This window comes from Bordetella genomosp. 5, from assembly GCF_002261315.1.
Taxonomy (GTDB): Bacteria; Pseudomonadota; Gammaproteobacteria; order Burkholderiales; family Burkholderiaceae_B; genus Bordetella.
This window is the reverse complement of sequence record NZ_NEVP01000017.1, coordinates 1-13528: the sequence shown is the minus strand read 5'-3', so window position 1 is coordinate 13528 and position 13528 is coordinate 1. Positions and strand designations below refer to the sequence as shown.

The following is a 13528-nucleotide window of genomic DNA, read 5'->3' as shown; positions in this document are numbered from 1 at the left end:
CGCCTGCACAAGCAAAAGGCCACGCTCTCGCGTGGCCTTTTGGTTTGGTGGATGGCGTTCAGGCCGCCTGCGGCACCGGGTAGGTCTGCTGATAGCGCACGCTGAACGTGCGCAGGGCCTCGAGCGCGGCCTGCGGGTCGTGGCCGGGCTTGACCAGAAAGCTGTCGAAGCCCACGCGGGCCTGGTAGAACACCGTATCGATCATCACGTCGCCCACCGCGCGCAACTCGCCTTGCCAATGATACTGGCGGCGCAGCAGTTGCGCGATCGAGTAACCGCGGCCGTCGGTGTAGGCCGGAAAGTCGATGGCGATGAAGGCGATGTGCGCGGCGTCGATGTTGCCGTTTTCATCGGCCAGCTGCGAGAGCTCGGTGTCGGGCGGCAGCAGAACCGCCACCGGATGCCGGCGTGCGCTCAGCGCCGCGCGCTGCGCGGTCCAGAGGGCCAGCGGAACCTGCCAGCCGGGCTCGTCGGCGGGCAGGCTGTCGGGGGCGTCTTCGGGCGCGCTGAAAACGCGGGTGGTATCGGCCTGCAGGTGACCGGCCCGGATCAGACGGGCTTCGGCGGAAGTGTGCTCAGACATGGGCGGCCTCGCGGTCGGCGGCGGGCTTGGCGATGACCGGATCGGCATAGACATCGCGTTTGAAGGGATCGATACCGACGCGGTCAACCACATCGATGAAGCGTTCGGCGTCGCTGTCACGCAGCTCGAGATAGGTGCGGATCAGGCGATCCACCACGTCGGGCATTTGTCCGCGGGCAAACGAGGGGCCGATGATGCGGCCGATCGCGGCGCCACCGCCACGGCGCGACTCCAGGTCGGGCAGGGGCTTGGCCGCGCCATTCTGGCGGCCGCCGATCGTGACCTGATACCACTCTTCGCCCGCCTTATCCACGCCGAGGATGCCGATGTGGCCCACGTGGTGGTGGCCGCAGGCGTTGATGCAGCCGGAGATGTTGAGATCGAGCTCGCCGATCTCGAACAGATAATCGAGATTGTCGAAGCGCTGCTGGATCGACTCGGCCACCGGGATCGACACCGCGTTGGCGAGCGCGCAGAAGTCGCCGCCCGGACAGGCGATGATGTTGGTCAGCAGGCCGACGTTCGGCGTGGCGAGGTTGAGCGCCTTAAGCTCCGCCCACAGCTCGGGCAGGCGGGCGCGTTCGACGTCGGCCAGGATCAGGTTCTGCTCGTGCGACACGCGCAGCTCGCCGAAGCCATAACGTTCGGCCAGATCCGCCACGGCGTCCATCTGGTCGGCGGTGATATCGCCCGGCGGCACGCCGGTGGGCTTGAGCGACAAGGTCACGGCGGCGTAGCCGTCGATCTTGTGGCTGTGCACATTGGTGCGCAACCAGCGGCGATACGTGGGATCCGCCTCGGCCAGGGCCGGGCTGGGATCAGCGGCTTGCGCGGCTTCGGCGCGGTATTGCGGCCACACGAAGCGGCTGGCAATCGTATCGAGCTGCGCCTGCGTGATCGTGTCGGGACCACCCTTGATGTGCTGCCATTCTTCTTCGACCTGCTGGCCGTACACCTCGGGCGTGAGATCCTTGACCAGGATCTTTATGCGCGCCTTGTACTTGTTGTCGCGGCGGCCATGCAGGTTATAGACGCGCAGCGCGGCCTGCAGATAGGTCAGCAGATGCTGCCAGGGCACAAAAGGCTTGATCAGGTGGCCCACGATCGGCGTGCGGCCGAGGCCGCCGCCGATCCACACGCGAAAGCCGATCTCGCCGTCCTGTTCGACCGCCTGCAGGCCGATGTCGTGCACGCCGACCGCGGCGCGGTCCTGTACGGCGCCGGACACGGCGATCTTGAACTTGCGCGGCAGGAAGGCGAATTCGGGATGCAGCGTGGACCACTGGCGGATGATCTCGCACCACACCAGCGGATTGACGAACTCATCGGGGGCGATGCCCGCGAAGTGGTCGGTGGTGGTGTTGCGGATGCAATTGCCGCTGGTCTGGATGGCGTGCATCTGCACTTCGGCCAGCTCGCCGAGGATGGTCGGCACGTCTTCGAGACGCGGCCAGTTGAACTGGATGTTCTGGCGCGTCGAGAAGTGGCCGTAGCCGCGATCGTAGGTGCGCGCGATATGGCCGAGCTTGCGCAGCTGGCGCGCGTTGAGCATGCCGTACGGGATCGCGACGCGCAGCATCGGCGCATGGCGCTGGATGTACAGGCCATTCTGCAGGCGCAGAACGCGGAAGTCGTCTTCGGTCAGCTGGCCGTCGAGAAAGCGGCGCGTCTGGCCGGCGAACTGGGCCACGCGCTCCTCGACCAGTTGCTGGTCGACGGGGTCATACACATACATGGTCAATGCCCTAACAGGTGTCGGTGCGGCGCGCCGTGGCGCGCGGATGCGGCGGCGCCGGCAGGGCGCCATGACGGATGGATGTACATAACCGTAGCAGCAGGGCGCGGACCCCGTCTAAGTCATTCTGGTAATAAGGTTGGTGGCTATGGTTCTGAGCCGCAGAGCCTTGTCTGGCGCGGGTTTCGGCGGTGTGGGGACCCTGCGCCGCGAGCGCGGGATCGCGTCGTGCGCGGCCATTTTTGAGAATGAGAATCAGCCATTAGGAAAGGGCGCGCCGAGGGCGGGCGCGCCCGCGCAGGCATGGCGAAGGGCGCGCCGAGGGTGGTGCGCACTTGCGCCGGCACGGTGACCGCCGCGGCACGACTGACGGTGAAGCGGCGAGGGGCGCGGCGGCCCCGCGCGGGCCTCAATCGATCTTGTAGTCCATCCAGGACGCGACCATGTCGTGCAGTCCGCCTTCCTGGTCGAACGCGGCCCGTTCGCCCTCGGCCTTATTGCGACCGAGCTCGAGGATGTACATGTAGTCGGACACTTCGGCGCAGCGGCGCACGTTCTGGTCGACCAGCACGACCGTCATGCCCTCGTCGGCAAAGCCGCGGATGACGGCGTAGATCTCCTTGGAGATCTTGGGCGCGAGCATGGCGGTGGGCTCGTCGAGCAGGATCACCGAGGGCTCGATGAGCAGCGCGCGGCCGAACTCGACGAAGCGCTGCTGCCCGCCGCTCATGCTCGAGACGGGGTCGTTGCGCTTGGCGGCGAGAATGGGAAAGCGCTGGTAGATGCTGTCGATGCGGCGGCGCACGCGGGCCTTGTCGCGACGAAACGGCCAGCAACCCAGCAGCAGGTTGTCTTCGACGGACAGCTCGCCGAACAGGCTGCGGTGCTGCGGCACGAAGGCCACGCCGCTGCCGGCGCGCTGATGCGAGGGCTGACGCGAGATGTCCTGCCCGCGCAGCGTGATCTTGCCGCCGCGCAGCGGCAGAAAGCCGAACAGCGTCTTGAGCACGGTGGACTTGCCCGCGCCGTTGGGCCCGATGATGCCCGTGACCTGGCCCGCGCGCGCATGCACGTTCACGCCGTTGAGGATGGTGATGTCGCCGTGATAGGCCACGGTCACGTTGTCCAGCGAGAAAACGGATTCGGCCATGCTCAGGCTCCGAGATAGGCTTCGACCACGCGCGGGTCGCTCTTGACGCGGTCGGCGTCGCCCTCGCACAGGATCGCGCCTTCGTTCATCACGATGATGTGGTGCGACAGCTGATAGATGGAAGTGAGGTCGTGCGAAACCAGCACGACCGAGCAATCGTGTTCGCGGGGCACCTCCGCGATGATGCGGATCAGCAGCTGCGCGAGCGTGGGGTTCACGCCGGCGAAGGGCTCGTCGAGCAGCACGACCTTGGGCCGCGCCACCATGATGCGGGCGAGCTCCAGCAGCTTCTGCTGGCCGCCCGACAGCTCTTCGGCGTGGTTGTGGCGCAGGCGGTGAAGCTCCACCTTGTTCAGCCAATACTCCGATTGGGCGTAGCGTTCGTCGGCGTTGCGTCCGGTCTGTTGCTGGGCCACGTCGAGATTGTCGAGCAGGCTCAGGTGCGGAAAGACGCGCGGCACCTGGAAGGTGCGGCCCACGCCGAGCCGTGCGACCTCGTGCGTGGCCTTGCCGGCTATGGGTTTGCCGTCGAGCAGGATGCTGCCTTCATCGGGCAGATACAGGCCATTGATGCAATTGAGCAGCGTGGTCTTGCCGGAGCCGTTCATGCCGATCACGCCCAGGATGGCGGCGCGCGGAACATGCAGGCTCACGCCCTGCAGGGCGACCAGGCCGCCGAAGCGCTTTTTCAGGTTGTCGATCTTCAACATGGGTCCGCTCCTTCAGCGCAGCGCGCGCTGGCCGAACAGGCCGGAGGGGCGCACGAAGATCATGGCCACCATCAGCGCAAAGCCCAGCATCGTCGCGATCGAGGGGTTGAAGAACACCACCGAGACCTGCTCGGTCACGCCGAACAGCAGCGCGCCCACGAGGGCCCCGACGGGGTGGCCGAGTCCGCCGAGCACGATGACGATGAAGCCGATCAGCGTGTAGTCGTTGCCCATGAAGGGCGAAAAGGACGGGAAGACCAGCGCCACCAGCACACCGGTGACGGCCGCGAGGCCGATGCCCAGGCCGAACGCCACCGCCGACAGCCGCTCGGCGTTGATGCCGACGATGCGGATCGCGTCGCGGTTCATGATGATGGCGCGCAGCGCCTTGCCAACCTGCGTGCGATAGAGGAACCAGGCCAGCGCGCCGATCACGGCCAGCGCGATCGCGAGCGCCACGAGACGCACGGTGGGAATCAGCACCGGGCCGAACTTGAGGAACACGGGCTCGAGGCTGTAGGGCAGCGAGCGGGCGTCGGCCTCGAACATCAGCAGCATCAGCGCGCCCAGCATGATGGACACGCCGAACATGAGCAGCAGCGAGCTGATCTCCGGGTCTTCGGCGCGCGAGAGGCGCGGGATCAGCAGGAAGTACAGCACGTAGCCGACGCCGAAGAACACCAGAAACGCCAGCGGCAGGGCGAGCAGCGGATTGATGCCGAAGTACTCGAGCATCAGGTAGGCGAAGTAGGCGCCCAGCACGAGAAACTCGCCGTGGGCGAAGTTCACGACGCGCAGCACGCCGAACACCACGTTCAGGCCCACGCCGATCAGGCCGTAGATGGCGCCCAGGATGAGGCCGTTGACCAGCCCCTGGATGATGAGTGCACTCATGAGGCTTCCTTCAGGCGATGTAGCGGCGCAGATTGGGATAGCGCTTGAGCAGGCTGCCCACGATGCCGCGCGGCAGGAACAGCATCAGCAGCACGATCACCAGGCCGAGCAGCAGCAGGTTGAGCACCGGGAATTTCTGCCAGATCAGGTGGTCGACGCCCACCAGTGCCAGCGTGCCGATCACGGGGCCGAGGATAGTGCCGAAGCCGCCCGCCATCGCATAGATGATGCTCTTGGCCGTGATCAGGACATGGAAGGCGTACTCGGGGTCGACCACGTTCGTGTACCAGGCCTCCACGCCGCCGGCGAGCGCCGGAAACAGCGCGGCCAGCATCCAGGCCTTCAGGCGCGTGTTGGGCACGTGGATGCCGATGCAGGCGGCCGCGGCGTCGTCGTCGCGGATGGCCTTGAGTGCCTTGCCCAGCGGCGAGATCGACAGCCAGGTCACGGTGGCCAGCGTGGCGGCCATCACGGCGAGCATCGCGTAGTAGCTGTGCACGGGATTGTTGGCGCTGGCGAGGATCAGCCCCATGCTGCCGCCGGTGAAGTCCTGTGGCAGATTCGAGATCAGCAGCCTCATGATGGTGGCCAGCGCCAGGCTCACGATGCCGAAGTACACGCCGCGCAGGCGCAGCGTGGGCGCGAAGAGCAGGGAGACCAGCACGCCCACCGCGCCCGCCACCAGCAGCGAGGGCAGCATCGGCCACTGCAGGACCTTGTAGCAGATGCCCGTGGCGTACGAACCCACGCCGTAGAACACCACGTAGCCGAAAGGCAGGTAGCCCGTGAAGCCCACGCAGATGTTCATGGCGCTCGCGAGCGTGACCCAGAGCATCAGGTAGAACGCGAACGAGATATTGGTGGTGGACGCCGGTACGACCGCCAGGGCGGCGGCCAGCAAAACGAAAACTGAGATGGCGATGCGGGTGCGCAGGCGCAGGACGCGTTGGTCCTGCGCGCGGGCGGGCGGGGTGCCTGCCAGCGCGTCGGGGCTGCTGCTCATGTCTCTATCCCTCTTGGTGCGGTGGGAAAAGCGTGGCCGTGTCGTTTGAACGGATTATGAACAGGTCAGCCCATCAAGGCCATAACTTGGTGTTAAGTGTTTACCCCAACTTATTGCCGAAAGAGGCGTTCAGCACCACCCGCAGGTCGTCGATGAACTCGGCGGCGATGCGGGGCAGCGGGCGGTTGCTGGCGTGCACGGCGGTCACGTGCAGCGGGATGTCGTCGGCCAGCGGCACGATGGTCACGTCGGGCCAGTGGTTCTGCATGACGGTGAATTCGTCGATGATCGCGATGCCCGTGCCGGCATTGACCAGCGCGCAGGCCAGCTGGCTCCAGGGCACGTCGGCACACATGCGGCAGGGCAGGCCCGCCTGCTCGAAGGCGTTGGTGACCAGCATGCCGAAGGGCATCCGCGTGCCCACGACGATGTGCGGATAAGGCGAGAGGTCGTGCAGGCTGACCTGCGCGTGGCTCGCCAGCGGGTGCTCGCGCGGGATCGCCGCCACCATGCGGCCCGTGTGCAGCGGGATGGTGGTCATGAAGGGGTGCTCGGTCTGCATCACCACTAGGCCCAGATCGGCCTCGCCATTGAGCACGTCGGGGATCAGGTGCGGCAGCGCGTTGGTATTGAGGCGCAGCAGCACGTCGGCGCGCCGGCCCTGGAAGCGCGCCACCGCGCGGGGCACCAGGAACTGCGCCAGGCTGGGGATCGAGGTGAGGCGCAGCACGCCCGCGCCGTGGCCGGCCAGGGCATCCGCCAGGTCATTGACCCGCTGCATCATGCGCTGGGTTTTCTCGATCTCTTCGAAAAGGGCGTGGACCTCGGCGGTGGGCTGGAGCCGGCCTCGCACGCGTTCGAACAGGTTCAGTCCCAGTTGCTTTTCGGTGGTGGCCAGCATGCGGCTGACCGCCGGCTGGCTGATGCCGAGCAATCGCGCTGCCCCGCTGATGGAGCCCGCGACCACGATGGCCCACAGCATTTCGGTCTGGCGATAGTTGAGTTTATTCAAGGCGTGCGCTCCATGCCTATTTGTTATACGCTATTTGCCAATCTGCGCAAACATGACGCAGATTTGCGGTTTGCCCAGTGCGGCGGGCCTGTCGGTATCTCCCCTTTTGTGCAATTCAAGGAGTTTTCCTATGTCCAGAAGTCCGTGGTTATCCCGTCTGCCCGCGCTGTTGCTGGCGGCCGCCGCGCTCACGCCCGCCCTGGGTTCGGCGCAGAACAGCGACAAGGTGCGCATCGGCATGACCGTCTCGTCGACGGGCAGCTTCGCGCTCGCCTCGCAATCGGGTGTGCGGGGCGTGGAGGTGTGGGTCGATGATGTGAACCGCCGCGGCGGCATCGAGATCAAGGGCAAGAAGTATCCGGTCGAACTGGTCAAGCTCGATGACCGCAGCGACAAACAGATGGTCACCCGCGTCTACGAACGCCTGATTGTCGATGAAAAAGTGGATCTGGTGTTTGCGCCGTTCGGTTCCACGCTGACGGCGGCGGCGGGCACCGTGACCGAGCGCCTGGGCAAGTACCTGATGGTGTGGTCCGCCGCGAGCGACGATCTCTACAAGCAGGGCTTCAAGAACATGGTGTCGGGCACCCAGATGCCGGTGTCGTCCATGCTGCGCGCGCCGATGGAGCTGGCCAACAATCTGGGCGTGAAGAAGGTCGCGCTGCTCTACGCCGACGAGCCGTTCCCGGCGGGCCTGGCCGATGGCGGCCGTGCGCACGCCAAGCGTCTGAATATGGACGTGGTGCTCTACGAAAAATACCCCAAGGGACAAAAAGATTTCAGCACGCTGTTGCAGAAGGCCAAGGCCATGGGCGCCGAAGCGCTGATCCCGACTTCGTATGAAGGCGACCTGATCAGCATGACGCGCCAGATGAAGCAGCTCGACATCACGTTCCCGTATGTGTTCATGGTGTATGCCTCGACGCCGCAATTCCAGGCGATCGGCGCGGACTCCAACTACATCTTCAGCCACACCAACTATCACCCGTCGATCAACTGGAAGGTCGATGCGGGCCTCACGCGCGAGCAGTTCGCGCAGGCCTACGATCGTCTGTTCCCGAAGGCCGAGTTCCCGCCCGATTTCCAGACCGCGCTGGCCTATGGCGCGGGCGCCCTGACCGAAGAGATCGTGAAGAAGGCCGGCTCGACCGACGCGGCGGCGCTCAAGCAGGCCTCGATGGACCTGTCGGGCAAGGTCACGGTGATGGCCGGCCCCTATGCGATCGACGAGACCGGCAAGCAGTTGCAGATGCCGTTCCCCGTGGTGCAGCTGCTGCCCGGCAAGGGCATGGTGCCGGTGTGGCCGCAGGACGTCGCGGTCGAGAAGGCCGTGTACCCGGCCCCCGCCTGGAACAAGCGCTGAGTCCGTACCGGACGCCGCGTTCCCTGGCGCTGGCCGCATCACGAGTGCGGCCAGCGCCGACTCAATGAGGAAAACATGTCAGAACTAGCCTATGCCAGCCTGTCCGTGCTGGCCGAAGGATTGGCGAGCGGCCGCTTCAGCGCCGTGGAATTGGCGCGGCTGTATCTCGATCGCATCGAACGCGGCAACGCGGCGTTGCACGCCTACGTGTCCGTCGATGCGGAGGGTGCCCTGGCGCTGGCGCAGGCCGCCGATGACCGGCGCGCGCGCGGCTACACGCTGGGTCCGCTCGATGGCCTGCCGATCGCGCTCAAGGATCTGTGCGAAGTGCGCGGCACGATGACCACGGCAGGCTCGCAGGCCTGGCTTGAGCGCGCCAGCGAGGCCACCGGCGTCGTGGCGCACCGTCTCGTGCAGGCCGGCATGGTCGTGCTGGGCAAGACGCATATGGTGGAGTTCGCGTTCGGCGGCTGGGGCACCAATCCCGTGATGGGCACCCCGCGCAACCCCTGGGACGCCCAGGCGCATCGCGTGCCGGGCGGATCGTCGAGCGGATCCGGCGTGGCCGTGGCGGCGGGGCTGGCGCCGGCGGCGATCGGCTCCGACACGGGCGGCTCGGTGCGTATCCCGGCGGCACTCAATGGCATCACCGGCCTCAAGACCACCTGCGGCGTCATCAGCCGCGATGGCGCGGTGGCGCTGTCGCAGACGCTCGATTCGATCGGGCCGCTCACGCGCGATGTGCGCGATGCGATGCTGATCACGCAGGCGCTCGCCGGCCCGGACGCCGCGGATCCCGTGACGCTCGGCGCGCCGCCGTTTCGCATCGAGCTGCCGCGCGACAGCGCCGCGCCGCTGGCAGGCATGCGGATCGCCGTGATGCCGCCCGAGGCCTACCCCATCGGGGTCACCCCGGCCATCACGCGTGCCGTGAGCGATGCGCGCGCGGTGCTCAGCGGGCTGGGCGCCGAGGTGTTCGAGTGCGACGTGCCGTTCGACTTTCACGCGATGATGCTCGCCAATGGACGCATCATCGCGGCCGAGGCGTATGCGCTGCATCGCGCCTATATCGAGGATGCCGGACTGCCTATCGGGCAATACGTGCGTGCCCGCGTGCTGGGTGGCAAGTCGCTCAGCGCGGCGGATTATCTCGAGGCCTTGCGCGAACACGCGCAGACGCGCGCGCGTTGGCAGCAATGGATGGCGCAATACGATGCGCTGCTCACGCCGGCGCTGCCGTTCGAGGCACGCCGCCTCGACGAGGTCGACGAAAACGCCACCCCGCTCGCGGCGTTTTCGCGCGCCGGAAATTTCCTGGGCGCCTGCGGCTTGTCGCTGCCGGCGGGCCATGGCGAACACGGCCTGCCGGTCGCGGTGCAGCTGCTGGGCAAGCCGTTCGACGAAGCCACGCTCGGCCGCATCGGCATCGCGTTCCAGAGCGTGAGCGACTGGCATCGCCGCACGCCGGATCTGCGCGCGTTCGGACTCGACTGATTGCCCGGGCCGGGGCGTGCGGGAGGGGGGAGCCCGAAGGACCCGCCCGCCCCGGCTGTCAGGGCAAGACGGGTCGCGCGTCGCGCGATCAGTTTGCGATCGGCGCTTCGAGGCAGGGCGAGAATTCGCCGGTGGCCGGATCGCGCACGAACAGCAGGCCGGTGGCCACGCCAAAGTACGTGCCGTGCAGCTGCAGCGCGCCGCTTTCGACGCGGCGGCGGATCGAGGGGAAGGTCATCAGGTTGTTCAGGCTGTGCTCGACCACGGCCAGTTCCATGCGCTTGATGTCCTTGTCGCGGTCGCCGGTGGTGGCGCCCAGGCGCTCGGCTACGGGGGCGATCTGCGACATCCACTTGCCGATGAAGTCCATCTTCGACAGCGGCTGCGATTCGTCGTAGAACGAGCGGATGCCGCCGCACGACGCATGGCCCAGCACCACGATGTGCTTGACGTTCAGGCCGTTGACCGCGAATTCGATCGCGGCGCTGGTGCCGTGGTACGAGGACTCGGAGTCGGGATCGCAAGGCGGCACCAGGTTGGCCACGTTGCGCACCACGAACAACTCGCCGGGGCCGGCATCGAAGATCGTTTCGGGCGCGACACGGGAGTCGCAACAGCCGATCACCAGGATCTCGGGGGTTTGGCCTTTTTCGGCCAGGGCTTGGTAGCGGGCGCGTTCGCTATCGAAGCGGCCTTGCAGGAACGCCTGATAGCCGTCGGTCAGTCTTTTGGGAAACATGATGGTCCTTCCTGGAGTTCGTTGCCCGCCGGCGGCGGCCCGGATGGGCCGGTCGCCTGACCTGCACGTAAGGCAGGCACCGACGGCGCGCGAGCAAGACCTCGCCAGAAAACCTGCGCCGGTACGCGGGAGCAGGTGAATTTTCCCACAACGGCCTTACAACGGCTTGGCCAGATCGCGGAATAACCTTTATTAACAAAGGGTTATTCGGCGCGGACGTGCATCGCCGTGAAGCGCGAGAAGCTCAGCGGCGTGGCGGCCCGGAACTGCCAGACCTCGCCCGGCTCGAGCGGTTTGTCGGTCTTGTCGCTGACCCGGCCGATCTCGCGACCATCGGCGTCGTACAGGGCGAACTCCACTTCGGCGCGCTCGATGCGCTTGGCGCCGAGGTTCGAATAGGTGCCGGTGATGGTGGTCTGGGAGGTGTTCGTGTCGCGCACGGCTTCCAGATTGCCCACATTGACCCCGTAGGGCAGGCTCTGGGCGCCCGCGGTGGCTGCGGCGAGGGTGAGAAGCAGGACGGCAAAACGCGTTTTCATGGTCGGTTCCGGTGGCTGCGACGAATTCACCTTACCGGTGGGCCTGGCTGGCGGACAAGCCGCGAAACCGTAACGTTTGTCGCCAGGTTTGTCGGCATTTGGGACGCGCCGTTGTCAGCACACGCGAAGATGCTTGTCGGGCGCGAAGGTTTGACCGAAGATTGAGCCGCCGGTGGAGGCTGGCCGGCGTCATTCGCACCGCGTCGCACGCCGGTCGCGCGCAGCCGGTGCCAGGGAGGAATGCCATGTCTTTCCGCACGTTCAGCATCGCCGCCGGCCTGTGTCTGGGCCTTACCCTCGCACACGGCACCGCCGCCGTCGCTCAGACCGCCGCGCCCGCCAAAGAACTCACCCCACAGCAAAAGCGCATGGCCGAATGCAACCAGTCGGCTACCGGCAAGACCGGTGATGAGCGCAAAACCTACATGAGCAGTTGCCTCAAGGGCGAGACCGCGCCGGCCAAGGCGCTCACGCCGCAACAGCAGCGCATGAAGGACTGCAATGCCAAGGCCAGCGCCCAATCGCTGGCGGGCGACAAGCGCAAAACCTTCATGAGTACCTGCCTGAAAGGCGCGTGAGGCGGCTGGCTGACGGGGCCGCTGGCCGGCGTCCGCCGGCCGGCGGCGGCGCCGCTGCGCGAGCCTCGGGCGGTGCGATGCGCGCCATGGGCGTATGAGAGCCTCGGGCGGTGCGATGTGCGCAATGGGCGCATGACGGGATTCGTTATAGTGGCCCGCATGCGCAGACAACGGTATCTCCATCCTCTTTCCGTGCCGCTCGGCATCGTGACGGCGTTGCTCGTCGTGGTGGCGGTGTGGGCAGTCAGCCTGCCTTTCGCGCGGCTGCAGATCAATAACGGCACTCAGCTACTGCTGCATTGGGCCGGCTGCCTGGCCGCGCTGGCCTTCGTCTATGCGATGCGATTCCAGTTGGGCGTCTGGGCCCATAGCGCCGTCGCGGTGGCGATGTGGTCGCGCTTGTATGCCGACCTGGATCTGCTGCGCGCGAGCGACCTCGCGCCGCGGGGTGCAGCCGTCTACGCGGACTACCTCGGGGCGTGGAACCTGACGCCGCTCTTTCTCATGGCGGCGGCGACCAGCCTGACCTTCGTGGCGCTGGTCGCACTGGCCCTGTCGATGTATCGGCGCGTGGGGCAGGGGGCGGTGTCATGAGCCTCACGACGCTGGTTGTCGCCCATTTCTGGAATCTGGCCTGCTTCGTGCTGGCCGTCGCGGCGCTGCACGGTCTGGTCGCCGTGTGGGTGCTGCGTGCGCGCGGGGCGGCATTGCCCCGATGGTGCCCCCGCGTGGCCACCGGACTGCTGCTGGCCGGGGCAGGCGGGCTCGTGGCGGGCAATTTGTTGCGCGCGCAATCATTGTCCGGGCTGCAGGCCGCGCTGGTGGATCAGGTGCAGGCGATCTGCCGTGCGGCGGATGAGCGCGTGACGCAACTCGGCGGTCGAGGCGCGAGCGACGATGCCGCGACGCGCCAGCGCATCGGGGCGGCGATCGACGCGGAGTTCCGCGATGCCGTGCGCACGCACTTTGCATCGGCGCGCTATACGCCGCTCAGCGTGGTGGCGCCGCGCGGCGCGGATCAGCGTCACCGTGATCTGGTGATCCGCGTGGCGAACCGGGCGCGCTCCACCGAACCCATGTATGTGGGCTGCTACAACCAGTATGCGCACCCGCCGGGCTCGATCGGCTTCGGCGCGACGCCTTACTGGCGCATCGGTGTGAGCGGCGTACCGTCGGGCGGCGCTCCGTCGGGCGGGGTGCCGTCGAGCGGCGCTCCGTCGGGCGCCGCATCCTCCAGCCACGTGGTGTTCTTCTGGCAGGAACGCGTGGATGGCGCGTCCCGGGTGAGCTTCCAACCGCCGGCCGCGCGGCCCTGATGCGCGGCCACCGCCATATGCGGTGGCCGCACGACATCCGCTCGAACCCCCGCCCGAGCCCCCGCCGGAACGTTCACCGGAGCATTCGCCGGAACGTTCGCCGGAACATTCGCCGGAACATTCGCCGGAACATTCGCCGGGCGGCCTGATTCCGCACCCTGGGGCGGCGCCCGCCGCAGCGTGGCTCTGCGCGGGCACCGGGGCATGAGCCTTCCCTTTTTCGGCCGGCCGGTCGCACCGGTTCTTCGGCCTGCGCGCCCATCGTTCTTTAAATAGAACGTTGAGGCGAATTTTCACCATCTACCGGGCTTTCGTCCTGTTCTTTAAAGTTCTGTTCATGGCAGCGACGCAACGACGCAGACCTGCAAACGGCGCCCCACTCAACCCCGCGCCCCTCAACCGAACCGGAGAA

General features: G+C 66.8%; 14 protein-coding genes. 5 read left to right on the top strand and 9 right to left on the bottom strand.

All coding sequences use genetic code 11. From position 1 onward, the window contains the following. Window positions 1-58: 58 nt before the first annotated feature. The 7 genes from CAL25_RS23135 to CAL25_RS23105 form a co-directional block, all read right to left on the bottom strand. Window positions 59-583, bottom strand: coding sequence for a DUF934 domain-containing protein (locus tag CAL25_RS23135; RefSeq protein WP_094804466.1), 525 nt, complete (start codon window positions 581-583; stop codon window positions 59-61). Beyond that, complete coding sequence (locus tag CAL25_RS23130; protein WP_094804464.1) at window positions 576-2318, bottom strand: nitrite/sulfite reductase; 1743 nt, start codon at window positions 2316-2318, stop codon at window positions 576-578. The genes CAL25_RS23135 and CAL25_RS23130 overlap by 8 nt, the downstream gene beginning before the upstream one ends. Window positions 2319-2727: 409 nt before the next feature. After that, on the bottom strand, window positions 2728-3468 hold the full coding sequence (locus CAL25_RS23125) for a branched-chain amino acid ABC transporter ATP-binding protein (protein WP_094804462.1): 741 nt from the start codon (window positions 3466-3468) through the stop codon (window positions 2728-2730). Window positions 3469-3470: 2 nt separating this feature from the next. Further along, complete coding sequence (locus tag CAL25_RS23120) at window positions 3471-4178, bottom strand: ABC transporter ATP-binding protein (protein ID WP_094804460.1); 708 nt, start codon at window positions 4176-4178, stop codon at window positions 3471-3473. A gap of 12 nt (window positions 4179-4190) precedes the next feature. Continuing rightward, window positions 4191-5072 (bottom strand): branched-chain amino acid ABC transporter permease, encoded by an 882-nt coding sequence (locus tag CAL25_RS23115; RefSeq protein WP_094804458.1) that lies wholly within the window; start codon window positions 5070-5072, stop codon window positions 4191-4193. A gap of 10 nt (window positions 5073-5082) precedes the next feature. Next, window positions 5083-6075, bottom strand: a complete 993-nt coding sequence (locus CAL25_RS23110; RefSeq protein WP_094804456.1) for a branched-chain amino acid ABC transporter permease — start codon at window positions 6073-6075, stop codon at window positions 5083-5085. 100 nt (window positions 6076-6175) lie between these two features. Further along, complete coding sequence (locus CAL25_RS23105) at window positions 6176-7057, bottom strand: LysR family transcriptional regulator (protein WP_094804750.1); 882 nt, start codon at window positions 7055-7057, stop codon at window positions 6176-6178. 160 nt (window positions 7058-7217) lie between these two features. Between CAL25_RS23105 and CAL25_RS23100 the strand changes: the two genes are divergently transcribed. Then, the gene (locus CAL25_RS23100) at window positions 7218-8450 is read left to right on the top strand and encodes an amino acid ABC transporter substrate-binding protein (protein ID WP_094804454.1); all 1233 of its coding nucleotides are present in this window, start codon (window positions 7218-7220) and stop codon (window positions 8448-8450) included. Window positions 8451-8525: 75 nt separating this feature from the next. Continuing rightward, window positions 8526-9944, top strand: a complete 1419-nt coding sequence (locus CAL25_RS23095) for an amidase (RefSeq protein ID WP_094804452.1) — start codon at window positions 8526-8528, stop codon at window positions 9942-9944. An 88-nt stretch (window positions 9945-10032) separates the two neighbouring features. On the opposite strand, the gene CAL25_RS23090 is transcribed toward CAL25_RS23095, so the two are convergent. Continuing rightward, entirely contained in the window at window positions 10033-10683 is a 651-nt protein-coding gene (locus tag CAL25_RS23090; protein ID WP_094804450.1) for a carbonic anhydrase, read from the bottom strand. Window positions 10684-10886: 203 nt separating this feature from the next. Continuing rightward, window positions 10887-11222: an FxLYD domain-containing protein gene (locus CAL25_RS23085; RefSeq protein ID WP_094804448.1), complete on the bottom strand. Its 336-nt coding sequence runs from the start codon at window positions 11220-11222 to the stop codon at window positions 10887-10889. A gap of 245 nt (window positions 11223-11467) precedes the next feature. Here CAL25_RS23085 and CAL25_RS23080 point away from each other — a divergent pair, with 245 nt between their 5' ends. The 3 genes from CAL25_RS23080 to CAL25_RS23070 all read left to right on the top strand — a co-directional run bounded on the left by CAL25_RS23080 (window position 11468) and on the right by CAL25_RS23070 (window position 13116). After that, a complete protein-coding gene (locus CAL25_RS23080; protein WP_094804446.1) occupies window positions 11468-11800 on the top strand; it encodes a PsiF family protein in 333 nt (110 codons plus the stop codon). 159 nt (window positions 11801-11959) lie between these two features. Continuing rightward, entirely contained in the window at window positions 11960-12394 is a 435-nt protein-coding gene (locus CAL25_RS23075; RefSeq protein ID WP_141217986.1) for a hypothetical protein, read from the top strand. Continuing rightward, window positions 12391-13116, top strand: a complete 726-nt coding sequence (locus CAL25_RS23070; protein WP_094804442.1) for a hypothetical protein — start codon at window positions 12391-12393, stop codon at window positions 13114-13116. Before CAL25_RS23075 ends, CAL25_RS23070 begins: the two co-directional genes overlap by 4 nt. The last annotated feature ends 412 nt before the right edge of the window (window positions 13117-13528 follow it).